The 22,864-nt window shown below is 46.1% G+C and carries 27 protein-coding genes; 6 read left to right on the top strand and 21 right to left on the bottom strand.

Features of this window, described 5'->3' with window-relative positions; all coding sequences use genetic code 11:
* Positions 1-53: 53 nt before the first annotated feature.
* The 3 genes from M1E06_RS07845 to gpr form a co-directional block, all read right to left on the bottom strand.
* Positions 54-377, bottom strand: coding sequence for a YqxA family protein (locus M1E06_RS07845; protein WP_023855247.1), 324 nt, complete (start codon positions 375-377; stop codon positions 54-56).
* Positions 378-391: 14 nt separating this feature from the next.
* Complete coding sequence (gene spoIIP, locus M1E06_RS07840; RefSeq protein WP_025811133.1) at positions 392-1,597, bottom strand: stage II sporulation protein P; 1,206 nt, start codon at positions 1,595-1,597, stop codon at positions 392-394.
* Between the two features lie 117 nt (positions 1,598-1,714).
* The gene (gene gpr, locus M1E06_RS07835; protein WP_025811132.1) at positions 1,715-2,821 is read right to left on the bottom strand and encodes a GPR endopeptidase; all 1,107 of its coding nucleotides are present in this window, start codon (positions 2,819-2,821) and stop codon (positions 1,715-1,717) included.
* Positions 2,822-3,025: 204 nt separating this feature from the next.
* Between gpr and rpsT the strand changes: the two genes are divergently transcribed.
* A complete protein-coding gene (rpsT, locus tag M1E06_RS07830) occupies positions 3,026-3,292 on the top strand; it encodes a 30S ribosomal protein S20 (protein ID WP_020452267.1) in 267 nt (88 codons plus the stop codon).
* 451 nt (positions 3,293-3,743) lie between these two features.
* On the opposite strand, the gene M1E06_RS07825 is transcribed toward rpsT, so the two are convergent.
* Together M1E06_RS07825 and M1E06_RS07820 are read right to left on the bottom strand one after the other, a co-directional pair.
* Positions 3,744-4,028: an RNA polymerase alpha subunit C-terminal domain-containing protein gene (locus tag M1E06_RS07825; RefSeq protein ID WP_020452268.1), complete on the bottom strand. Its 285-nt coding sequence runs from the start codon at positions 4,026-4,028 to the stop codon at positions 3,744-3,746.
* A 379-nt stretch (positions 4,029-4,407) separates the two neighbouring features.
* Positions 4,408-4,764 (bottom strand): winged helix-turn-helix transcriptional regulator, encoded by a 357-nt coding sequence (locus M1E06_RS07820; RefSeq protein WP_020452269.1) that lies wholly within the window; start codon positions 4,762-4,764, stop codon positions 4,408-4,410.
* A 252-nt stretch (positions 4,765-5,016) separates the two neighbouring features.
* Between M1E06_RS07820 and M1E06_RS07815 the strand changes: the two genes are divergently transcribed.
* Positions 5,017-5,550: an NAD(P)H-dependent oxidoreductase gene (locus M1E06_RS07815; protein WP_020452270.1), complete on the top strand. Its 534-nt coding sequence runs from the start codon at positions 5,017-5,019 to the stop codon at positions 5,548-5,550.
* Between the two features lie 93 nt (positions 5,551-5,643).
* Here the strand turns inward: M1E06_RS07815 and holA are convergent, their stop codons facing one another.
* Positions 5,644-6,669: a DNA polymerase III subunit delta gene (gene holA, locus M1E06_RS07810; RefSeq protein ID WP_020452271.1), complete on the bottom strand. Its 1,026-nt coding sequence runs from the start codon at positions 6,667-6,669 to the stop codon at positions 5,644-5,646.
* Between the two features lie 229 nt (positions 6,670-6,898).
* Here holA and M1E06_RS07805 point away from each other — a divergent pair, with 229 nt between their 5' ends.
* Positions 6,899-7,030, top strand: coding sequence for a YqzM family protein (locus tag M1E06_RS07805; protein WP_003183686.1), 132 nt, complete (start codon positions 6,899-6,901; stop codon positions 7,028-7,030).
* A gap of 24 nt (positions 7,031-7,054) precedes the next feature.
* Here M1E06_RS07805 and M1E06_RS07800 read toward each other — a convergent pair whose 3' ends face one another.
* The 3 genes from M1E06_RS07800 to M1E06_RS07790 form a co-directional block, all read right to left on the bottom strand.
* Entirely contained in the window at positions 7,055-9,442 is a 2,388-nt protein-coding gene (locus M1E06_RS07800; RefSeq protein ID WP_041817260.1) for a DNA internalization-related competence protein ComEC/Rec2, read from the bottom strand.
* Positions 9,443-9,446: 4 nt separating this feature from the next.
* Positions 9,447-10,016, bottom strand: a complete 570-nt coding sequence (locus M1E06_RS07795; protein ID WP_020452273.1) for a ComE operon protein 2 — start codon at positions 10,014-10,016, stop codon at positions 9,447-9,449.
* Between the two features lie 68 nt (positions 10,017-10,084).
* Positions 10,085-10,714, bottom strand: a complete 630-nt coding sequence (locus tag M1E06_RS07790; protein ID WP_020452274.1) for a helix-hairpin-helix domain-containing protein — start codon at positions 10,712-10,714, stop codon at positions 10,085-10,087.
* Between the two features lie 82 nt (positions 10,715-10,796).
* Between M1E06_RS07790 and comER the strand changes: the two genes are divergently transcribed.
* The gene (comER, locus tag M1E06_RS07785) at positions 10,797-11,618 is read left to right on the top strand and encodes a late competence protein ComER (protein WP_020452275.1); all 822 of its coding nucleotides are present in this window, start codon (positions 10,797-10,799) and stop codon (positions 11,616-11,618) included.
* A 69-nt stretch (positions 11,619-11,687) separates the two neighbouring features.
* Here comER and M1E06_RS07780 read toward each other — a convergent pair whose 3' ends face one another.
* Genes M1E06_RS07780 through M1E06_RS07745 form a run of 8 tightly spaced genes read right to left on the bottom strand, consistent with a single transcriptional unit; the run spans position 11,688 to position 16,713 of the window.
* Entirely contained in the window at positions 11,688-12,443 is a 756-nt protein-coding gene (locus M1E06_RS07780) for a class I SAM-dependent DNA methyltransferase (protein WP_020452276.1), read from the bottom strand.
* The gene (gene rsfS, locus M1E06_RS07775) at positions 12,440-12,796 is read right to left on the bottom strand and encodes a ribosome silencing factor (RefSeq protein ID WP_020452277.1); all 357 of its coding nucleotides are present in this window, start codon (positions 12,794-12,796) and stop codon (positions 12,440-12,442) included. The genes M1E06_RS07780 and rsfS overlap by 4 nt, the downstream gene beginning before the upstream one ends.
* A 13-nt stretch (positions 12,797-12,809) precedes the next feature.
* Positions 12,810-13,373, bottom strand: coding sequence for a bis(5'-nucleosyl)-tetraphosphatase (symmetrical) YqeK (gene yqeK, locus M1E06_RS07770; protein ID WP_020452278.1), 564 nt, complete (start codon positions 13,371-13,373; stop codon positions 12,810-12,812).
* The gene (locus tag M1E06_RS07765; RefSeq protein ID WP_020452279.1) at positions 13,363-13,932 is read right to left on the bottom strand and encodes a nicotinate-nucleotide adenylyltransferase; all 570 of its coding nucleotides are present in this window, start codon (positions 13,930-13,932) and stop codon (positions 13,363-13,365) included. Before M1E06_RS07765 ends, yqeK begins: the two co-directional genes overlap by 11 nt.
* A gap of 18 nt (positions 13,933-13,950) precedes the next feature.
* Complete coding sequence (gene yhbY, locus M1E06_RS07760) at positions 13,951-14,241, bottom strand: ribosome assembly RNA-binding protein YhbY (protein ID WP_003183704.1); 291 nt, start codon at positions 14,239-14,241, stop codon at positions 13,951-13,953.
* Complete coding sequence (aroE, locus tag M1E06_RS07755; RefSeq protein ID WP_020452280.1) at positions 14,235-15,071, bottom strand: shikimate dehydrogenase; 837 nt, start codon at positions 15,069-15,071, stop codon at positions 14,235-14,237. The genes yhbY and aroE overlap by 7 nt, the downstream gene beginning before the upstream one ends.
* A 19-nt stretch (positions 15,072-15,090) precedes the next feature.
* Positions 15,091-16,191, bottom strand: coding sequence for a ribosome biogenesis GTPase YqeH (gene yqeH / locus M1E06_RS07750; protein ID WP_048350673.1), 1,101 nt, complete (start codon positions 16,189-16,191; stop codon positions 15,091-15,093).
* Positions 16,192-16,194: 3 nt separating this feature from the next.
* Positions 16,195-16,713, bottom strand: a complete 519-nt coding sequence (locus tag M1E06_RS07745) for a YqeG family HAD IIIA-type phosphatase (RefSeq protein ID WP_020452282.1) — start codon at positions 16,711-16,713, stop codon at positions 16,195-16,197.
* A 368-nt stretch (positions 16,714-17,081) separates the two neighbouring features.
* On the opposite strand from M1E06_RS07745, the gene sda reads away from it, so the two are divergent.
* Positions 17,082-17,222, top strand: coding sequence for a sporulation histidine kinase inhibitor Sda (sda, locus tag M1E06_RS07740; protein WP_003183713.1), 141 nt, complete (start codon positions 17,082-17,084; stop codon positions 17,220-17,222).
* A gap of 114 nt (positions 17,223-17,336) precedes the next feature.
* On the opposite strand, the gene M1E06_RS07735 is transcribed toward sda, so the two are convergent.
* From M1E06_RS07735 to M1E06_RS07720, 4 genes are all read right to left on the bottom strand, one after another.
* Positions 17,337-17,492 (bottom strand): hypothetical protein, encoded by a 156-nt coding sequence (locus M1E06_RS07735; RefSeq protein WP_023855260.1) that lies wholly within the window; start codon positions 17,490-17,492, stop codon positions 17,337-17,339.
* Positions 17,493-17,569: 77 nt separating this feature from the next.
* Positions 17,570-18,301, bottom strand: coding sequence for an SGNH/GDSL hydrolase family protein (locus tag M1E06_RS07730; RefSeq protein ID WP_048350712.1), 732 nt, complete (start codon positions 18,299-18,301; stop codon positions 17,570-17,572).
* Positions 18,302-18,445: 144 nt separating this feature from the next.
* On the bottom strand, positions 18,446-19,210 hold the full coding sequence (locus M1E06_RS07725; protein WP_020452284.1) for a GNAT family N-acetyltransferase: 765 nt from the start codon (positions 19,208-19,210) through the stop codon (positions 18,446-18,448).
* 28 nt (positions 19,211-19,238) lie between these two features.
* Positions 19,239-19,610 carry a DUF2294 domain-containing protein gene (locus tag M1E06_RS07720; protein ID WP_025811122.1) on the bottom strand — a complete coding sequence of 124 codons (372 nt, stop codon included), beginning with the start codon at positions 19,608-19,610 and terminating at the stop codon, positions 19,239-19,241.
* Positions 19,611-19,917: 307 nt separating this feature from the next.
* Between M1E06_RS07720 and fdhF the strand changes: the two genes are divergently transcribed.
* Positions 19,918-22,857 (top strand): formate dehydrogenase subunit alpha, encoded by a 2,940-nt coding sequence (gene fdhF / locus M1E06_RS07715; protein ID WP_020452286.1) that lies wholly within the window; start codon positions 19,918-19,920, stop codon positions 22,855-22,857.
* Positions 22,858-22,864 lie beyond the last annotated feature (7 nt).

The following is a 22,864-nucleotide window of genomic DNA, read 5'->3' as shown; positions in this document are numbered from 1 at the left end:
TAAACCCGAAAAAGAAAAAACGAGTCCTGCATCCGACTCGTTTTTTCTTTTACTTATTCCGTTTTTTCCTTTATCCAGTCATACAATGAACGGGCTGTGTTTGTGACCGAATCGGCCAGGGCGCGGCCGGCCGAGGAAAAGAGGTTGAAAGCTTCCAGCTGTTCCAGCTCTTTTTGTTTTTCCTCCAAATCGATTTGATGGCCGAGGACTGACGCCTCTTTCGCATCCCCTTCAGATATGCTGAGCGCCGCTTTTAAATCAGGGTCCTGATACCCTTTCATTTCAATCATTCCGTTGTTCGCCTGCTGCATGCCGAGAAGGACGCCGAAAAACATGACACAGCAAGCCAATATGCATTTTCCCATAAAAGAAGCCACTTCCATCACCTGTCCTATTGTTTTTTCTTATCGTCTTCACCGGTGTCTGCATCAACTTTTTCAGCATTCCAGTACATCTCGCTGAATACATCCGCCATCGCTTCTGCAGCCCGCTCCAGCTCTTCACGGTTATTATCTACGCCGCCAAATTCGATTAAGACGGATCTTTCGTTTAAATCTTGATTATATATGCCATTATCCCCGGCAGCTCCCTTAGATATAACACCGCGGCTCAAACCGGGATATTTTTTTTCCAGCCGCTCATGCAGTTCTTTTGCCAGTTTAAAATTAGCTTCAAAATTAGAGCTCTTTTTCCCAATCACAAACGCGAGCCTCGCATAGCTTTTTCCGTTTATCGTTGTTGTAGTTGCTTTTTTACGTGTTGCATCCCTGTGAATGTCTATAAAATATTGCAAGTCTTTATTTGTGGCTATCGCGTCTTTGACGACTGGTCTCGATTCGTCATATGATCGCGCATAATCCCAGCCTTTTTTCTTCAGGTTCCCCTGGACATCCGTCTTATCCACCTTCGCGCCTACGCCTTGAGAATCCAGAGCTTTACCGAGCATATCGCTGACAAGCGTAACATTTGCTTTCGAATGAAGCGCCCGATTAGGTTCCGTCTCACCTTTTAAAAAGGGGAGATACGATTCCGTATTGTGCGTATTGTAGATAAATACGACTTTTCGGTCACCCGTCGATTGCTCAGGAGGTTTTTCCTCCCCTGTTTGCTTTTTCTGTTTCCCTTCAAGCTCTGCAAGATTCGCTTCTCTCTCCTCTTTTAAAACCTCAGTCGGCGGCGGAGATTCTGACGGCATATTCGTGTAATCCGTCCCTTGCCCTGCAATAAGGATTTCCGAGTCAAAATGAGAGAAGCCCGGAAGCTCCCGACCGAGAAAACTTCGCGGATCTTTTAAATTAATGCTGGTCGCCAGTTTCAAGACGATCGGAGAAAGTTCAAAGCGTTTATTCGGTTCCGGCAATTCTGATGCGAAGTAGTGGTTTTCCATTCCCAAAATGAGCCCAAAGGTCTCGCCCGCCAATTCATCGGTCACCCGGTACAACGATGAAGACGGCCTTAACTCAGGACGCAGCGATGTCAGCACGCCTGATAAAATAAAAACGAGCAGCAGGCTGACGATAAATAAGAATACTGTCTTAATCGCACTTCTTCCATTTACAGCCAGCACAAACTGACGATTCCTGCCTCTTTTTCTCATCGCAAATCCCTCCAGAGCTTGTCTAGTAAATAGACTATGTACAAGATAGAGGAAGTAGAACAAGTTCCGGTAATGCTATAAGCACGAAAAAAAGCGGCCTGGTCAGCCGCCTTAATCTTAGTGGTTATACATTCCTTTATTGTCTTGCGAGACATTTTCATGAAGCGCTGTGTTCAGACCGTTCGCAATCACATTTGCCATATCATCGATAAAGGTATCGACCTCTTTTGGGGTTACCATTAAGTTATGGCCGAGCGGAGCGAGGACTTCATGGATCAGCTGCCTTTTTTCATCCTCTGCGAGGCCTCCGACTATACCGAGAAACGATTTGCGGTGCTCCTCATCGGGAAGGTCTTCTTCGGTGAGGACCTTTCTTTTCCCAAAGCTCATCCCCGCGGGAACGAGCGACCTGGACGGACTGTCATCTCTCATCTCTCTTCCAAAATGCTTCAGCATATAATCAATCGTATCACTCGTGATCGTGACGGCATCGACCACCGTCGGAACACCGATGGCGATGACCGGAATGCCAAGCGTTTCCTCGCTTAATTCTTTTCTTTTATTCCCTACCCCAGATCCGGGGTGTATCCCGCTGTCTGAAATTTGAATGGTAGAATTCACACGCTCGATCCCTCTTGATGCCAGCGCATCAATGGCAATGACAAAATCGGGCTTTGAGCGATCGATTACCCCTTGGATAATGTCGCTCGTTTCAATTCCGGTCAAGCCCATGACTCCCGGGGAAAGCGCGCTCACCGGACGGTAGCCATCCTCTACATTTTCGGGCTGCAGCTGAAAAAGGTGCCTCGTCACGAGAAGGTTCTCCGTCACTAGGGGGCCGAGCGAGTCAGGCGTGACATTCCAGTTGCCGAGCCCTACAATTAAGCAGCTGGCATCCCGCGGAATGTTCAAATAATCGAGAAATGCGGAAAATTCCTTCGCGAACACATTGACGACTTTTTCCTGCAATACGGAATCCTGCTGTCTGATCCCTTGTGTTTCAAAGGTTAAATAGCGGCCGGCTTTTTTCCCCGACAGCTTCGCTCCTTCTTCATCAATGTCCATTGTCTGAATTTTGATCCCGTCTTTTTCGTATTCTTTGACTGTAAACCCTTTCAGCTCTTTCTTTGGAGAAGCTTCCTTTTCCTCTGCCAGATCCCTCGCTTCCACGGCTAAGTCTGTCCGGACTGCATATTGACTTAAATCAAGCTTCTTTTTCTCCATATTTGCATTCCCTCCAAAAACATAACTGGTGTTAGTGTGCCCACAAGGTCTGCAAACATTCCCGCGAAGCGGAGCTTTCAAATAAAAATACTTTACATTTATATTGCAATCTAAGGGTGTGTTTGATAGAATACAATTTGTTCTATTGTTGAGATCTAACCTATAGAAAAGGAACAGAGGTTATGTCTTAGGAGGTGAAACACATTGCCAAACATTAAATCAGCGATCAAACGCACAAAAACAAACAACGAGCGCCGCGCGCACAACGCAACAATCAAATCTTCAATGCGCACTGCTATGAAACAAGTTGAAACTTTCGTAAGCAACAACGAAGCAGACAAAGCGAAAGCAGCTCTTTCTGCAGCAGCAAAGAAAATCGATAAAGCAGCTAAAAAAGGTCTTGTCCACAAAAACACCGCAGCTCGTTACAAATCAAACCTAGCGAAAAAAGTGAACGGACTTTCTGCATAATAGAAAGCTTGGCCATGCCAAGCTTTTTTGCTTGCCGTCAAAAAAACGGCTCTCTTAAATGAGAAGCCGTCAGACCGCCGATAAATCGTAAAAACCGCGCGGTCCGCTGGCGGAAGAAAATCAACATGACAATGTGCGCGATGCGCTGCATTGCAAAAATCCAGCCATGGGTAGGCTCTGCGGAAAAGGGAATGCTCTGGGGTCCGACCTTTTTTTGCGTCAAGCCTGAACCCGTGCCGAAGCGAAATATTCGCGGATTGAGTAAACTGGACATGAAATGAAATAGCGTATAAGACTTATCAAGGGGAAGAGCTTTCCTTCCACCTGTCAGCTATGTTCACTCGCACGGCGCTATTTTTTGTGCTAAATATTGTTGATTTTTATACATAGCAAGGGAACTTCCAAAAAAGGAAGTTCCCTTGCTATGTACAAGTATAATCATTCATGGTGTTTAACTTTTAAATGATAACCCTTTTTCCTTCAAAGCAACTCGCAATTTAGGCAAAGATGCCGGTCCCATACCGTGAAATTTCAAAATCTCTTTTTCGCTGTATTTTGACAGATCCTGCAAAGAAGTTATTCCATTGTGTTCCAAAGCTCGTCTGGCTGGCGCAGAGAGCAATGAAAGAAATCCGTTGTCAGGTTTGCGCTGTTGCTCACAAATCGGGCAAACAGGACAATCACTGCTTTTATAATATTCGTGTCCTTTGCTGCAAGTCCTTAAATTCTTTGTCATTTTTACATTTCTCCTTTTCCGCACATTTCAATGTTTCCGATTTTATCTTTTCTTTTTTTGCAATCGTGCCCCTTTGCTATGTTTGGCCTCTGCTGTTCATATTCAGGATACACCGAAACTCGTTAAACTATCTCCCGGAAAAAGAAAGGCTGCGAAATCGTCGGTTTCAGAAATCGAAGCTCCAACTGGTTCCCGGATCGTCATAACGGTTTAGCAAGGATGGTTTTACTTATAACCTGTGAGTAACTGGAGCGGGCATCAAAGTGAAACACGTTTTGAGTAAAGAAAGGGAAGCGCCCCAAAAACAATGCCCCGGACTGAAGCGAAATAGACATAAATCATGAAGGTCCCCATTGTTGTAAAGACTTTTGGGCCAAACTCATTCCTCTTCATCACTCAATTGCTTCACAAAGTCGAGATGCTTATATCCCCAGCTGCACATATCAGTCAACACCGGCGCCAACGTTTTTCCGTGCCCGGTTAAACTATATTCGACCTTCGGAGGGATTTCCTGATAAACTTGCCGTTTGACGAGACCATCATGTTCGAGCTCCCTAAGCTGGTTGGTCAGCATCCCTTGTGTAACCCCAGGGAGCATCCGCCTCAGCTCTCCGAAGCGTTTGGTGCCTTCATGAAGTAATACGAACAGGATCAGCGGCTTCCATTTTCCTCCTATGGCCGCCAAAGTTATGATTATACCTTCCGTCGTCTTCATTTCCTGTACTTTTGACTTCATCTTTGTCAACTCCCGATTCGGTATTCGTGATATCAGTTACGTTACCATATCATTCTGATTCGCGGTAGTACTCTTATTTTACATACATAGTACGGTTTACCGTACTACCATAAAAAAGTTCTTTCACCGCAATCGTACGATTTAAAGGACTATGTACGAAAAAAAAGCGTACTTTGCAATGCCAAAAATATTCGTAATAATTGGGACGAACAAAGGTTCAAGGAAAACAACAAACAGTAAAGGAAGATGTTTATGAACATAATGGTAATTGCAGCACACCCAAATCTGAGGGAGTCCAAATGGAACAAGGCACTAATGAACGAATTGAAAAATCATCCTGATATCTTTATTCGTGATCTGTATCAGGAGTATCAAAATTGGAGTATCGATGTTGAAAAAGAACAGCGATTATTACTTGAATATGACCGGATCGTTCTTCAGTTCCCATTTTATTGGTTCAGCTGTCCGCCTCTTTTGAAAAAATGGTTTGATGATGTGCTGACATACGGCTGGGCGCACGGCCCCGGAGGCGAAAACTTGAAAGGCAAAGAATTCATGATTGCTACGACAACAGGCGGAGCGGAAGAAGAATATCGCGTTGGGGGCCGCAATATGTTCACTGTAGAAGAGTATTTACGGCCGATTGAGGGTACTATTATCCGATGTCATGGCACGTTTCTTCCGGCTTTTGCATCTCACAATCCTAATGACAATATCCTCAAAGCCGAAGCGAAGCGATATGCAAAGCATGTTTTATCACCTAAGGGTGAAGCTTGCCGATTATGAAGGTAAATGGAAAAAGAAATAAGGATAACTGAAAAGGCTGTCGAGATTTTCTCGACAGCCTAACGGCTCTCTTAAAATTAGAGAGCCGTTTTTTCAATCGGACTGCAAAAGCTTGAGCAAAAACAGCTCAAGCAGGAGCTGCTTGTCTTTTTTGCCTGTCTTCATTTCATAATCCATAACGGCGAGATGCTCGATGATGCTTTTCAGCTCTTCTTCAGAAAACAGCCTCGCCTGGTCGATCGCGAGCTTCACCCTGAACGGGTGAACTTTGAGGTTTGAGGCGATTTGCTTTTGCCCGTACCCCTGCTGCGAAAAGTATTTCGTCTGCATCAAAAGCCTGAACTGGTTTGCGATCAGCGCCATCATTTTGATCGGTTCTTCATTTTGCTTTAACAGATCATAGAAAATCTGCAGCGCTTCTGTACGCTTCCGGTTCACAACCTTGTTGATCAATTCAAAAATGTTCTGCTCGAGACCTCTGGCAACGAGCTTTTTGACGTCTTCAAGCGTGATCGAATCCCGATCACCAATATATGTACTAAGCTTTTTCACCTCTTGGGCAATGGCCGACAGGCTGGCATTACACAGGATGACAAGCTCCTCCGCCGCTTCTCGTTCTATGAGCTTCCCCTCTGATTTTGCAAGCCCTGCGATAAAATCAGCCGTTTCCCGGCCGTTCAGTTCTTTTGCTTCAACCATATGGGCGTGTTTTTTCAAGAGCTTGGTCAGCTTTTTCCTCTCATCAAGCTTTTCATAAGGAGCGAGCAGCACAAAAACAGAATAAGGCGCCGGCTGCACAATATAATCCTCCAGGCTCCCGAGGTTATGCTCCGTTTTATCTTTCTTTTTTTCAGCTGTTAAAAAAGACGGGTTTTTCGCAACAACAAGACGCTTCTCCCCCATAAACGGAAAAGTTTCAGCATCTTCAACAGCAAGGTCCAATGCCTCTTCTTCCAGATCAAATACGGAAAGGTTGAAATCCTTTGTCTCTTCATCAACAACGGCTTGTCTGATCCTTTGAACCGTCTCCTGCAGAAGATACGTCTCTTTCCCGTATAAACAATAAACAGGATGAATATCGCCTTTTTTTAAGCTTTTCCAAATATCAAATACCGTCATCTGCATTTTCCCCTCTTTCATCCTTCCTTTCTATCCTAAAGCGTGTTTTGCAATTAGTAAAGAGAGAAGCGGAGTCACCCGCTCTCTCATTTATAATAAACGCCTTCCATAAACCCCCGGGTCAGTTTATAGAAGACGATGTTCATAAATTTTAGAAAACGGTTGCATGAAGCTCCTAGATTTTTGCAAAGAATTGAATTATACTGGATATCAATAGGAGGGGTAAATTGTGAATGAATTTGAAAAAGACGTGCAAAGCAAACGTAACGATCTTGTAGATTCAGGTGTCGGTTTTATCGTGTCTTTTGGCTTTTTCGCTACAATGTTTATTATCGCTACTGTTATACATCTGGCCGCTTAATCAAGCCAAGTCATGGACACCGCTTTACTCTCCGTCAGGCAAGCGGCTTTTTGACGGCTGCTGTTTTTCAGCAGTCTTTTTTTCTTGCGGGGAATGTACTTTATCATATGGGGGATGAAGCAAAAACGTTCCGTTTCCGCCTCGAAATAGGTACTGAATCGAACCGTGCCGATCCGTTCTGAATACCTTCACATGGTGGCGGTTTAAGATATCCAGCACTTCCCCGTGGGGATGGCCGTAGCGGTTGTGCTCTCCCGCCGAAATGATGGCTGCTTTCGGCTCAATTTGCTTAATCAGATCTTCCCCCGTAGAACCTTTGCTTCCATGGTGACCGACTTTCAGAATATCCGCTTTAAGATTCGGATACACTTTCATGATCTCATTTTCACCTTCTTTCTCCAAATCGCCCGTTAACAGCCATGAAAATTCGCCCGCTTTCATCCACAATACGAGGGAACCGTTGTTTTTGCTGTTTTTGTCCGCCTCTTTCGGTGAAAGAACATAAAATTCAAGATTGCCAATATGAAGGATGTCACCTCTTTTGGCTACATGCACCTTGACGCCTTCTTTCAAGGCAAGGCGAAGCAGCTTTTCATCAGACGGTTCGGCTGCGAAGCCTTTCGGCACGATCAATTGCTTGACTTTATGTTTTTGGATCAGCACTTGAGCTTCACCAATATGATCCTGATCAGCATGAGTCAAAATTAAAGCATCGAGCTTCTTGACTCCTTTGGATGCCAGAAATGGCATTAATACGCTCTCTCCCAGGGAAAAATCCTTTTTCCGCTTTCTCCACTGCTCTTTCCGGAAGGATACGGTTCCTCCCGTATCAATGAAGACGGTGCCATTCTGACCGGGAGCGCTGACATACATGCTGTCACCTTGGCCGATATCAAGCATTGTGACCTCTCCTTCTCCTGCAAACTGAGGAAGATATAAGTGAATAGCAAACACAGCGGCAAGGAAGCCGGACGAAATCATAACCGCACGAAACGACATCTCTTTTTCAAGAAACAGCAAAAACAGAAAAATAGCTGCGAAGTAGAAAAACAACAAAATATCCGGCGGTTTAACCGCAGAAAAAACGAAAACATCTGCGGCAGACACCGCTTTAACAGCCTGATGGCTCCACACAAGCAGACGGTCCAGCACACAGGCTGCCGCCTCCCCCAGGGGACGAAAACATATGAAAGCCAACAGGCTTCCGAAAGACAGCGGCATGATGATAAAAATATAGAGAGGTATGAAAAGCAGATTCATTACTGTGCTGAGAAATGAAAACTCTTGAAAATGAATAAGCAGAATAGGAAGGGAAGCGAGCTGAGCCAAAAATGACCCCAATAGCAGCTGAGAGATTCGGCTTTTCGGCTTGTTCAATATTTCTTTTGAAAGAATGAAAACGAAGGATACGGCAAAAGAAAGCTGAAATCCGGCTTGAAATAGCAGATAAGGATGATACAGCAGCAGTCCGAGGCAGGCGAGGCTGATCACATCGGCGCTTTTGAAGTTCTTTTTAGACAGTGATGCCAGCAGATAGATTTCAGACATGAGAACCGCCCTCACTACCGACGGGGCGCCTCCGGTCAAAACTGCCGCAACGGGCAGCCCGAAAACGAGCAGCCATTTGGCGCATTCTCTTGTCAAACCGAAGCGAATAAATACGTGGAACAGAGCGGCCGACAACAGACCGACATGAAGCCCGGAAATCGCTAAAAGGTGAATGATCCCAAGGCGCTGATAGCCGTCCAGTACATCTTGTTCAATGAGAAACCGGTCACCGAAAGTAAGCGCTCTTACAATACCGGCAGCCGGGTTCGCCATATTTTCTTCTGTAAAATCAAGGCCCGCTTTTCGGATGTTCAATAGAAATGGCATAAGGCCGCCGCCCGGCTTGCAGTTTTCAATGGACTGAACCGCAAATATCCAGTGAATCCCTTTTTGATACAAGGATTCTTTTTGATCAAAAGTTCCAGAAACCGTCTCTTTTTTCGGCGCTCTTAATTCACCTTGCATGACACAGATGCTTCCCGGCTGAAGAGCGGAGAGCGCCCGTTTTTCTTGCGGAGACCGGATCGTATAGCCCGCTTTCAAAGCTTCCCCCTTATCTGTTTCGGCTGTGAATGAAAGCCGGTCTCCGTCCATTATGGGGATATCCCGAACAGAAGCGAGCGTGTGAAATTTGCCTTCATGATAAATCGTTGTATTGAAATGGTCGATCATGTAAAAAGAAGTGAAATATAAAATACAAATCGCTGCACATATGATGAAAAGGAGCATTTGTTTGTTGAAGAAACAGAGGATAAAGAACAGAAAAAAACCGACGGCGAGGAAGAGATAAAGAGAAGAGTGAGCGGAGGCGATTCCGGCTGCCGCTGAAATCGCTCCGCACGGGAAGATGCGATGTCTGTCCATTGAATTACACGTAGCTTGTAAACAGTTTGTTGGCCTCTGCGTGTATTTTCCTGATTTCCTCTTCCTCAAGGCCTTTATCAGCCAGCTGTTTGATCAGATCGGCCACAAACGATAACTTTTCCTGGTTTTTTAAGTCGATAATCATCTCATCGAGCTCTACCTGTTCCACTTTAACAGAAGCCTGATCGAAAAGTTCAACCGCGTAAGGATGGTTTTTGTAATCCTTCGCATAGTATATCGTTTTAATACCTGCCTGAATGATCGATTTACAGCATTGAATGCACGGAAAATGCGTGACATATATTTCAGCGCCTTCGGTCGGAACGCCGAATTTTGCACACTGAAGAATCGCGTTCATCTCGGCGTGAATCGTTCTGATGCAATGCCCGTCCACCATATAGCAGCCTTCATCCGCACAGTGAACACCTCCGGCGATCGATCCGTTGTAGCCCCCTGCGATAATTCGTTTATCCCTGACAATCGTCGCCCCTACAGCAAGCCTTGTACACGTGCTGCGAAGCGCCAGCAAATGGCTTTGCGCCATAAAATATTGATCCCAAGAAATCCGTTCCACTTGTTTTCCCTCCAAAAATACGATGTCGACTTCCCTAAGTTTACATATGTTTATCCGCAAACGTCAATTTACTTTACCGTGATTGAAGATTTTATTCTTTCAAAAGACTTCTCTCCAATTCCCGAAACGTTTGTTATGTCTTCAATCGTCTGAAACATTCCGTTCTCCTCACGGTATTCGATTACCGCTTCCGCTTTTGAAGGACCGATCCCGGGAATCGTCTGAAGCTCCTCAGAGGAAGCCGTATTGATATTGACGATATCACCTGAGCTGCCGTCTGCTCTTGAGTCCGCTTCCGAAAGAGAGCCAGCGGCCTCTTCCCCTTCAAATGGAATGTAAAGAACCATACCGTCCCGCAAAACGGCCGCCAGATTAATTTGCTTTTGGTCCGCTTTTTTCTCGGTGCCGCCTGCTTTTTTCAATGCATCGTGCACCCTGTCTCCCTCCTTCATTTGATAGACGCCCGGATTTTTCACAGCGCCTTTCAAATCGATGATAACCTCCTCTTCCCCCGCGTTTTTTTTCAGCTTCACTTCCTCTTTCTTGTCAAAAGTCTGTGCAGAAGCCTCTTCAGGAATGGAAATGTCGGATGAAGTTTCGCGCTTTCCGCTTAACAGCATGAAGGCCGCGCTGATGATCAAGACGAGTGCCACTCCTCCCGCCGCATGCCATTTATATTGTTTTAGCCAATCTGTCAAACTGCTCACCTGCTTTCATACATATTTTGACTGAAGCCTTCATATCGTTTAAAAGATACAGGTTCAAAGGAGGGGAGAACGATTGAATATCGGCTTTATCGGGACAGGAAATATGGGGACCATTTTAATTGAGGCGTTGATTGAATCCAGAGCGGTCATTCCCTCATCTTTAACAATTACTAACCGAACGATCGACAAAGCGTTAAACATAAAAAAACGATTCCCAGACATTCAGGTTGCAGAACGGCCGGAAGAAGTGATTACGGAAAGTGATGCCGTGTTTATCTGTGTAAAGCCGCTGGATATTTATCCTTTGCTAAAGCGGCTCTCACCCGTCTTCACCCGCGATCAGATTGTGGTCACCATTACGAGTCCGGTGCAGGTCGAACAGCTGGAAGCCATCGTCTCCTGCCAGGCGGCAAGAGTGATCCCGAGCATTACGAACAGAGCGTTGTCTGGCGTGTCATTATTGACTTTCGGAGAAAGCTGCACAGCTGGGGCAAAAGAAAAATTGACGGCTTTAGTGAGCAAGATCTCAATCCCTCTTGAAATCGAAAGCGGGATTACGAGGGTCGCCTCAGACATTGTCAGCTGCGGCCCCGCCTTTGTCAGTTATTTGGTTCAGGAGTTTATTCAGGCCGCTGTCGAAGAAACCTCCGTATCAAAAGAAGACGCGATTTTAATGACGACAGAAATGCTGGTAGGTTTGGGAAGGCTGCTCGAAACAGGGCATTACACATTGCCCGCCCTGCAGGAAAAGGTGTGCGTTAAAGGCGGTGTAACCGGTGAGGGAATTAAGGCGCTGGAAAGCGGCGTTCAGGATATGTTCCGCCAGATGTTCCGAAACACCCATTTGAAGTATGAAGAAGATATCGCTCTAGTCAAGAAGCAATTTTCCGTTTGATTCATTGTTTCACGAATGCGCTGAGATCTCAACAAAGGAAAAATGCATTATGAAAAACCATCGTTACGATTAAACGATGGTTTTTGTTTTTTTCGCTGTATAAAAATGACGTTCCGACTCTGCGCCAGGCTCCAATTTTGAAAAATCGGCAGTCACGCACTGCACCTCAAATCCGGCTTGCCGCAATAAGCTGATATACTTTTCCGTCTGGAAAGTCCGCTGTTCATGCGATTCATCAAACCTTTCGTATACGCCTCCGCTTTCTACGAAGAAGGTCAAATCGTGAACAGCTGAATGAGGCTCATCCCCCGCATAGCTTTGCCAAATGACGCTGACTTCTTCATCCTGATCGGCATACGTACTTCCCGGAAAAACGACATCCATTTTGTAAATGGAATGAACATCAAACAGAAGAAGCCCGCCTTCTTTTAATAGAGAAAAAACGTTTTTAAAAGTATTGAAAACGTCTTTTTCGCTCTTTAGATAATTCAGCGAGTCACAGCAGATCACAACCGCGTCAAACTCTTGCCCATGCCCGGCAAGTTCGCGCATATCCTGCTGAAAGAACTGAATATCGAGCTGCCGGACGGCTGCTTTGTACTGAGCCTGGGCAAGCATATCTTCGCTGATATCGATTCCTGTGACATCGTAGCCTTTTTCAGCCAAGCGGACCGATATTTCACCCGTTCCGCACGCCAGATCAAGTATCCGTATACGTTCTTTCTGCTGTGCACCGATCGTTTTTTCAATCCAGCTGACCCACTCATCGTAAGGAGCGTGAGACATCAGCTTGTCATAAATACCAGAAAATCCTTTATAGATCATTCATTAACTCCGAACGAAAGGTCTTCAGTCGGCGCGTCTCCCCACAGCTTTTCAAGGTTGTAATAGCCTCGTTCCTCTTTGTGGAAAACGTGGACAACGACATCGCCCAAATCGATCAAAACCCATCTGGCTTCGTCAAAGCCCTCCATTTTCTTCACGTCGATTCCATTTTCTTCAGCTTGATCCTTAATTTCCCGGGCAATGGCCTGAACCTGTTTGTCAGAATTCCCGTGGCAAATCAGAAAATAATCAGCCACAAGGGAAATCCCCTGCATATTCAAGGCGATAATATCTTCCGCCCGTTTATCATCGCAGGCCTCTGCGGCAATTTTTAAAATTGAAGCTTGATCCATTCAGTAATTCCTCCTAATGTCTATCGTTTACTAAAGCATTATATGTGGCGACCGTTTCCGGATAAACGGCCTGATTTTTTGAAATTAAAAAGGTAATCGTATTTTTCAATGCCTGGATAAGGGCCAAATCCAAATCTTCTTCAGCTAGAGTCCGAACCTCTTCAACCCCTGGAAAACGGCGGCCCGGCTCGATATAATCCGCTACATAAATCACTTTCTCAAGAAGAGTCATATTCGGCTTTCCAGATGTATGGAATCGAATGGCTGACAGGATGTCTTCATCCGTAATTCCAACCTCTGTTTTGACAAGCGTTGCTCCTGCCGGCGCATGCCATAGTTCATGATGAAAATCGAGCACTTCAAGCGGCCCGCCTCCGTCGAGGATGATTTGTTTCATTTCCTCTTTCGGGCGAAATTTGGCATAGTCATGAAATATCGCGGCGATTTCGGCTTTTTTCACATCTGCGCCAAACCGTTCGGCAAGTTTTACAGCCGTCTCCATTACGCCGACCGTATGGATGTAGCGCTGTTCTGTCAGCTGTTCTTGCACGCAGGCTAAGGCTTCCTCACGTTTCATATAGATGATTCTCCTTCACATAGACCTTCACTTCGTCAGGGATTAAATAATCTGTCGGCTGCTGATTTTTAATGCGGTCCCTAAGTAAAGATGATGACACTTCAAAAATAGGCACATCGACAAAAACGAGCGGATACGGCGTCTCAATTTGAAAGCCGGGCCGCTTCACTCCGACAAATTGAATCATGTTGACAAGCTTGTCAATGTTTGACCATTTCGGCAGGTATTCTACCATATCCGCGCCGATAATAAAGTAAAACTCATCGTTTGGATATCGGTCTTTCAGCAGGCGAACGGTATCAAATGTATAAGAAGGGCCTTCCCTTTCAAGTTCGATCGTCTCCAATTTAAATTTCTCTTTCCCCGATATAGCGAGCTTCAGCATTTCCGCCCTGTGCATACTTAACGAAAACGAGTTTTTTTGTTTATGCGGCGGAATTTGGTTGGGCATGAACCAAATTTCATCAAGATCCAGTTTATACAGGACTTCATTTGCCATTAATAAATGCCCGTTGTGCGGAGGATCAAATGTCCCTCCAAAAATCCCGATTTTCCTCATGATTACCACCTTTAAGCGTTAAGGAAGCTCAATTTTTTTATTTTCTTTCGACTCCTTATACAGCACGATAATGTTTCCGATCGTCTGCACCAGTTCGGCGCGTGCTCCGCCCGCCAGCGCTTCGGCTACTTCCTCTTTAGGCTGCTCGCAGTTTTGCAGCACGCTCACCTTGATCAATTCCCTGGCTTCAAGCGCTTCACTGATTTGTTTGACCATGTTTTCGTTGACTCCGCCTTTACCGACTTGAAAAATCGGTGACAGATGATGCGCTTCCCGGCGCAAATATCGTTTTTGTTTTCCTGTTAGCATGATTTTCCTCCTAGTTGCTGCAACACAATTGATTTCATTTTTTCCATATTCGGCTCATGTCCGGTCCACAGCTCAAAAGCAAGGGCTGCCTGGCCGATGAACATGCCGACTCCGTCCAATGTTTTCAAGCCTTTTGCTTCAGCCTCCTGCAGCAGGGCCGTTTTCAGCGGATTGTAGATAATATCGCATACAAGGCACGTTTCTTTCGCATTCGCCAATGAAAGCGGGGCAGCTTCGATGTTCGGGTGCATCCCGACCGACGTCGTTTGAATCACGATATCATATGCTGACAAGTCTGCTTCTGCTTCCTGCAACGACAAAGCACGTGCCTCTCCTTCAAAACGCTTAGTGAATGCTAGTGCCTTTTCAGGTGTACGATTCGCCACGTCCAGCTGCTTCGGCATCTCAGCTGCCAGAGTGGTAAATATCGCCCTCGCCGCACCGCCTGCCCCAATCAACAGTATCGAGAGCTCAGAAAGCGGACGATCAAGGGATGGCTTCAGCGATTTAAGAAATCCTGCTCCATCTGTATTATATCCGACCAGCCCTTCTTTTTCTCTTCTGACAGTGTTGACCGCCCCGAGAGCTTCGGCGCTTTCATCAATGCGGTCGAGATGCTTCATGATCGATACTTTATGGGGGACCGTCACATTAAACCCTTGAATGCCAAGGGCCCGCATACCTTTCACAGCATCTTCAAGATCTTCGTTTTCCACGCGAAAAGCGTGATAATGTCCTTCTAAAGAAAGATCCTCCAAAGCCGCATTATGGATGTCCGGAGACATGGAATGAGCCACCGGATTGCCAATCAGTCCGTACATCGGTTTCATAACTCTCTCCCCTTAGCACTTATATTAGAGATCTGCGTAAAAACACGTGAACGCCTTTAGGCGCGTGGGCGACAATTTTTTGGTTCGCCTCTTGGACAGTTACCCAGCCGAGGCCCGAGAACACAACGTCCGTTTTCGGCTCTTTAATCGTAAACGTATGTTTAACAAGCTCCGGAAACGAGTCAAGATCTTCTTTTGCAGGGGGAGCAAGCATTTCCCCAGCGTGTTTTTCATACAGCTGATCCGCGTTTTCAAGCTTTGTTCTGTGGATGTTGAGTTCATTCGGCATATAGCATACAAACGAAGATCTGCCTCCGCTTGCATAATCAAACCGCGACAATCCGCCGAAAAACAGCGTCTGTTCTTCGTTCAGCTGAAAGGTGCGGGGCTTTAGCTCCTTCTTCGGCGTTAATATTTTCAGATCGCGTTTCGCGACATAGTGCGCCATTTGATGATGGTTGATGATTCCCGGCGTATCATACATCGCCGATCCGTCATCCAGAGGAATTTCAATCGCGTCAAGCGTTGTCCCCGGATATTGAGATGTCGTAATAATGTCGCCCTCTCCGGAAACCTCTTTAATAATCCGATTGATAAACGTTGATTTTCCTACGTTCGTACACCCGACGACATATACGTCTTTGCCCTGCCTGTAATATTCGATCGCGTCGATCGCATCTTTCATCCCCTGCCCTCGCCCGGCGCTGACGAGCAGCACATCAACAGGCCTTAAGCCGAGCTCTTTCGCTTCGCGCTTCATCCAGTTTACAAGGCGCTCGCGCTTGACTGATTTAGGGAGAATGTCTGCTTTGTTTCCTATTAATAAGATCGGATTGCCTCCGACAAAGCGGTTTAGCCCGTTGATCCAGCTTCCGTTGAAATCAAAGATGTCGATGATTTTCACGATAAGCGAATCCGTTTCCCCGATGCCGTGCAGGATTTTCAAAAAGTCATCGTCCGTCAGTGAAACATCCTGAATTTCGTTATAATTTTTCAATCTGAAGCAGCGCTGGCAGATGACATTATCTTTTAACAGCGATGCTTCAGGCGCGTAGCCCAGTTTATTTTTATCTTCGGTTTGAATGGCGACTCCGCATCCGATACAAACTACCTTTTCCATTCTTTAATCCTCCCACTGAATATGGCCTTTCCGTTTTAAAGCGCTGAGAATTCTGCGTTCCACCTGGCGGTTGAAACGCGTAAAAAAGCCGTCGGAAGCAGCCACAGGCACGACAAGAATGGTATGAAACCCATTGCGGTTCCCTCCCAGCACATCTGTCATGAGCTGATCTCCTATGACAACGACGTCTTCTTTTTTAAGACCCATATTTTTGACGGCTTTTCTGAAAGCTCTGCCCATCGGCTTTTTCGCTTTGTAAATAAACGGAATATTAAGCGGTTCAGAAAATATTTTGACGCGTTTTTCATTATTATTTGAGACAATTGTCACTTTAATGCCGTGCTCTTTCATCTCTTCAAACCACTCGATGAGACGCGGTGTCGCACTAGGCCTGTCCCATTCTACAAGCGTGTTGTCCAAATCCGTAATAATCCCTTTTACATTGCGCTCTTTTAGTTTTTCAGGGGTAATATGAAAAATATTTTTTACAAATTCATCCGGCAAAAAGAACTTTTTTAACACAAAGCCGCACCCTTTCCTTTCAATTACTGCTTCTTTTTTCAATGTGTCGAATCAAATCTAAAAGTGTCTTAAAAAATCGGCTGTCCGAAAAGTTTTCGACATATAATAGGATTCTTCAACAGGTGTGGATAAAATTACACACAGTATCCACTCATATTTCATCGACCTTTTATTAAATTATAAACATGATACCCACAAGTTATCCACTTTTTGGTGTGGATAACAGAACGATTGTTCTTGCCCAATATTCATGATAGATTATAGGTACTTCAAACAAAGATCATATAACTTAACATTTTATGCTTATTCCAAACAGGTTATTCCAATTTTTATGAGGAGGTGTCTTTCCCATTAAATGGGTACCGAGTATGAAAAAGCTGTCTGATGAACTTTTAATAGAATCATACATTAAAGCAAATGAGATGAATTTAAACCGCGAATTCATCGAGCTGATTGAAACCGAAATCAAAAGAAGGTCGCTCGGTCATCTGCTTTCCGTCTCTTCATAGCTCAAGCACTCCCGGGCGCTCTTGCCGCTTTTTTTCACTTAGGTTGATATTATATCACTTGAATAATACGCTTACTACTGTTTTTCATGAAAAAACACCTCTCTAAAAGAGGTGCTATTTGAAGAATCCGTGAGGACTAAGCCAGTAGAACCCGCCGATGACGAGCAGGACGACTAAAAGGACGACAACGAACGCATATCCGTATGCGGCGCCTGCATATCCGGGATAAGCCGGGTACGAACACGGACCAGCGGGAAAAGGATATCCCATCGCATCATTCCTCCTTTAGACTGTTATAGTAACAGCCTATGAAGAAAAAGGAGAAATGGCTAGGCCTTTTACTTAAATCAAGAAGTTTTTATGACTTTACTTTCATTAATTCCTTCAAAAACAATTCGCGCGCCTTTTGGGGTTAAGTGATTTCCCGATGGGTCGATAAACCCCGAATGGATCAGCTTCTCATCTGTAGCTCCGCCTGCTTTTTTCACGATGTTTTTCCAGTTGTCGATTAGCGGCACATCAAGCTCACGCGCCGTTTCCCTTGTGACGTCATTATAGGAATCGTGCCATTTACGCGCTCCTCCGTATTTTTCAAACGAAGCAGCCCGGTATCTTGCATAATAAAAGATGTTGTCCCCGCTTCCTTCGACGATCGGCAGGCACGTCATTAATATCGGCTCTATCCCGCGGCGGCGGCTTTCTTTAACAAAATAATAGAGGTTTTCTTTAAACCTTTTTTTCGATACGCGCGGCAGCCCTTTCGCAAGAATTGCTGCATCATTTGTTCCGAACATGATAAAAAGATATGCCGGCTCGTCATCCAGCACATCCTTCCTGAACCGAAGCCTGGCGTCTTCCGTTGTTTCTCCGCCTATTCCCGCATTATTTATTTTGTACTGCCCTTGAAGGGAAGTCTGAAGTAAATTGACCCATTTTTCCGCTTTTGGATAATCGCGAAATTGCCAATTTGAGCCGCGTGTATTGCTGTCTCCAAATGCTACGACTTTTCTGGGATCGTCCTCTCCGCAGCCTGCAAGCAGAAGCAGAAAGACGAGGACCATCACCAAGCTTTTTTTCATTCGTTCCACCTCCAAAAGCCAATACTACGATCATATAGGAGAGAAGCTGCACTTTCAATGGGAGAAATCTCTGCCATCCTGCAAGCGTTTAGTCCTTACTATGCCTTTAACCTGTCCCCCCTGTTTAAAAACATTCGTATTGGTTCACGGTTTTCCGACAAACAATGAATATGTTTTGACAGGTCGAAAGCCTAATTTTTCAGCGAGGCGAATCGATGCGTCGTTTTGCCGGTCGCAATCCCAGCGCGGTTTCAAGCGGTTCTCTATTGCATACGCGATAAAGGCGCCGGCGCAGCGGACTGCAAACCCACGTCCCCTGTAATCCGGGTGTGTTACGATATCAACTTCGGCAAAGCGTTCCGAACAAAAAATGGTGACACATTCACTGGCGATCACACCTTCATGCGACACTTTAAATCCGAAACCGTTCTTCAAAAAACGGCCTGGCCCTCCCCAATACTCAACCGCGTATTTTTCCGTAAAATTCACGCTTTTTTGAAGGTCATCTTCAGAAAATCTTTCAACACCGGCAAATGCGGCGCTGCGAACATATTCCTCTTTTCCGAGGAAAAATGACACGCGCTCCATTTGCTGCAGAGGCTCGCCAAGCCCCCCGATTAAAAAGGCGTCCCACTCTTCAGAAGCCGAAAACACGGTAAAGCGCGCTCCGTTCCTCTGTTCATTCAGATAATGAAGCCATTCGCTCCTTCCGCTGTCGGGGATATCTCCAGCGACATAATAAATCCCGGTAGCTGTTCGAAAAAGAACAGTGGCCGGTGTGAGGAAATCATCGATATAAACGTTTCCTTCGATAAGTCCTTCGGCTATCGCATGCGCGAATGTCGGACTTTCTTCTGTTAACAAAACCTTTGCTTTTCGTTTTTCACTCGATTTCAGTTCAATCATCATGACTCCCCCTCGAACTTGAGACCGATCGTCAAGCCCCGCTGGCTGATTCGGTGCCGTATTCAATATTGCGGTCAAAGATAAAAACAGACACCGCAATATCCTCCTGAATTTTGATGTCTGTAAAAAGGTGCTCGAGCTTCGCTCCGATGAGCTGCTCCATTCCCTCAGGCACGTGATTGGAGTAGTGTTTCTGAATCAGGGTCGTCCTTGCGGCATGGACCATTTCCCTTCCCTCCGACGTGCTTGCAATAAATTGCTCGCTCGCCGTCAAATTGCCGTAAAGCGTCGAAACTGCCATATTGTCGACAAAGACCGTGTGAATCCGTTCAGGCCCCTTGCCAAACAGCTCTTTTCGAAGCTTGCGGATCATATCGTTGAATTCGTGGATTTTTTTAGACATCATGCATACCCCTTCCGTTTAAACCTTCCATCTGTCTCGATGTCCCCTTAGACATTTCACTTGGTTAAAATTTTCCTATTCTATTGAATTATAATCAATATCACTTTATAATAAAAGCCGGGCTGATGGATTTGTAATACCGTCGTGTTATGAATCTATCGAATTCTGACAATATAGGATTGGTCTGTTAGTAAGCTTTGCTAGTAAACTATTCCGCCATGTATGTCTATACCGCTTTCCGCGCCAGGATTCGGTATATATGTACATGGCTTTTTTGATTTTGAAAAGATGATGGAGGGGAATAAAGATGGACGGAAAGCCAATCAGTGTCCGGATAGACGGCAAAGAAATTAAAGCAGCGGCCGGGGCAACCGTTTTAGACATATTGAACAAAAACGGGTTTGAACACCCGCAAATATGCCATGTTCCGGAGACGGATCCTATTCAAACGTGTGATACCTGTATTGTGGAAGCAGACGGAAAATTAAAACGGGCATGCTCCCTGCGGGCAGAAGACGGAATGACGGTCAGCCTGTCTGGAGAACGGGTCAAAGCAGCACAAAAAGAAGCAATGGACCGCCTGCTCGAAAACCATTTGCTTTATTGTACGGTATGCGACAACAACAACGGCAACTGTACGCTACATAATACGGCAGAAATGATGGGAATCGAAGAGCAGAAATACCCTTACACGCCAAAAGAAGACCCGTCTTGCGCAGTCGATATGTCGCACCCCTTTTACCGCTATGATCCGAATCAGTGCATCGCATGCGGACAATGTGTTGAAGTGTGCCAAAACCTGCAGGTCAATGAGACGCTCTCAATTGATTGGGAGCGTGAACGGCCGCGGGTGATCTGGGATGAAGGCGTTTCAATCAACGAGTCATCATGCGTCAGCTGCGGGCAGTGTGTCACGGTTTGTCCGTGCAATGCGTTAATGGAAAAATCGATGCTTGGAAAAGCCGGGTTCATGACAGGCATCAAACCGGATGTCATGGAGCCAATGATCGACCTTGTCAAAGATGTAGAGCCGGGATACAGCAGCATCTTTGCCGTTTCAGAAGTCGAGGCGGCGATGCGTTCACAGCGGATCAAAAAGACAAAGACCGTCTGTACATTTTGCGGTGTCGGCTGTTCATATGAAGTATGGACAAAAGGCCGTGACATCTTAAAAATTCAGCCTGTGTCAGAAGCTCCCGTCAACGCCATTTCGACGTGTGTGAAAGGGAAATTCGGATGGGATTTCGTAAATGCGGAAGAACGTTTAACCAAACCGCTGATCCGCAAAAATGACGAATTTGTAGAATCAACTTGGGAAGAAGCGCTTGACTACGTCGCCCGCAGATTAGGCTCGATTCGGGAGCAGAGCGGAAAAGACGCCGTCGGGTTTATTTCGTCTTCAAAAATTACGAATGAAGAAAACTACTTGATGCAAAAGCTGGCGCGGCAAGTATTTGGCACAAACAATGTCGACAACTGCTCGCGGTACTGCCAGTCTCCGGCAACGGACGGATTATTCCGCACAGTCGGCATGGGCGGTGATGCCGGCACCATTCAAGACATCGCGAAAGCAGGCCTCGTCATCATCGTCGGCGCCAACCCGGCCGAAGGCCACCCGGTACTGGCAACCCGTGTGAAGCGCGCCCATAAGCTTCACGGACAAAAGCTGATCGTCGCCGACCTTCGCAAAAACGAAATGGCCGAACGCTCGGATCTGTTTATCAGACCGCGGCAAGGAACTGATCAAGTATGGCTGATGGCCGTGACGAAGTATATGATCGACCAAGGCTGGCACGATCAGGCGTTTATCAATGAAAACGTCAATTTCTTTGAAGAATATAAACAATCGCTTGAGACATACACCCTTGAATATGCAGAAAAAATCACAGGCATTAATCAACAGACGCTGATCCAAATCGCTGAGATGATCCGTGACGCCGACGGCACGTGCGTCCTCTGGGGGATGGGAGTCACCCAAAACACAGGCGGTTCCGACACGTCCGCCGCGATTTCAAACCTTCTTTTAGCTACCGGCAATTACCGCCGCCCGGGCGCTGGGGCGTACCCGCTCCGCGGCCACAACAATGTCCAGGGCGCCTGCGATATGGGGACGCTTCCCGGCTGGCTTCCGGGATATCAGCATATTACAGATGACAAAGCGCGGAAAAAGTTCGAAAAAGCTTACGGCACAACAATCGACGAGAAGCCCGGACTCGACAACATCGAAATGCTTCACGCCGTTGAAGAAGGCAAAATGAAAGCCATGTATATCGTCGGAGAAGATATGGCTTTAGTCGATTCAAACGCAAACCGGGTCCATGACATTTTATCAAGCCTTGATTTCCTTGTGGTTCAGGATATGTTTCTTTCAAAAACAGCCCAATACGCCGACGTTGTTCTGCCTGCGTCAGCTTCGCTTGAAAAAGAAGGAACTTTTACAAACACGGAAAGACGCGTCCAGCGATTGTATCAGGCCCTTTCGCCCCTCGGAGACGCAAAGCCGGACTGGGTCATCATTCAAGAGATCGCAAACCGGCTTGGAGCTGACTGGCATTACAGCCACCCGGGAGACATTTTTTCAGAAATGGCAAGCCTGTCACCACTGTTCGCAAAGGCGGATTATGACGCAATTGAAGGATGGAACAGCTTCCTGTGGGGCAGCCTGACCGGAGAAAGCACGCCTCTTTTATATGAAGACGGCTTTAACTTCCCTGATCGGAAAGCGCGCTTTGCCCTAGCAGACTGGACAGAGCCTGCCGAATTCCCTGAAGAGTACGACCTTCACATTAACAACGGCCGAATGCTGGAGCATTTTCACGAAGGAAATATGACGAACAAATCAGCAGGCATCCAAGCCAAAGTGCCGGACGTCTTTGTTGAAGTCTCGCCTGAGCTCGCCAAAGACAGGGGCATCTGCGACGGATCGCAGGTCAGACTGATCTCGCCGTTTGGCTCCGTAAAATTAACCGCGCTTGTGACAGACCGGGTTAGAGCGAACGAATTGTATTTGCCGATGAACTCGACAGATAAAGAATCGGCGATCAATTTCTTGACAGGCCCCGCAGTAGATGCGCGTACCAATACACCTGCTTACAAGCAGACAAAAGTGCGTATGGAAGTGCTCGGCGGATGCGCAGAACCGCCGCTGCCGAAAACAAATCCGCGCAATAAGAAACGCCATCCGCAAAACGGAGCTGAAGTCGAGCGGAAATGGAAGCGTCCGGGGTACGTTCATTTAACAGACTAAATCAAAA

This window comes from Bacillus sp. AK124 (assembly GCF_053903085.1).
Note: the sequence above shows the minus strand (reverse complement) of the source record. Positions and strands in the feature narration are given on the sequence as shown.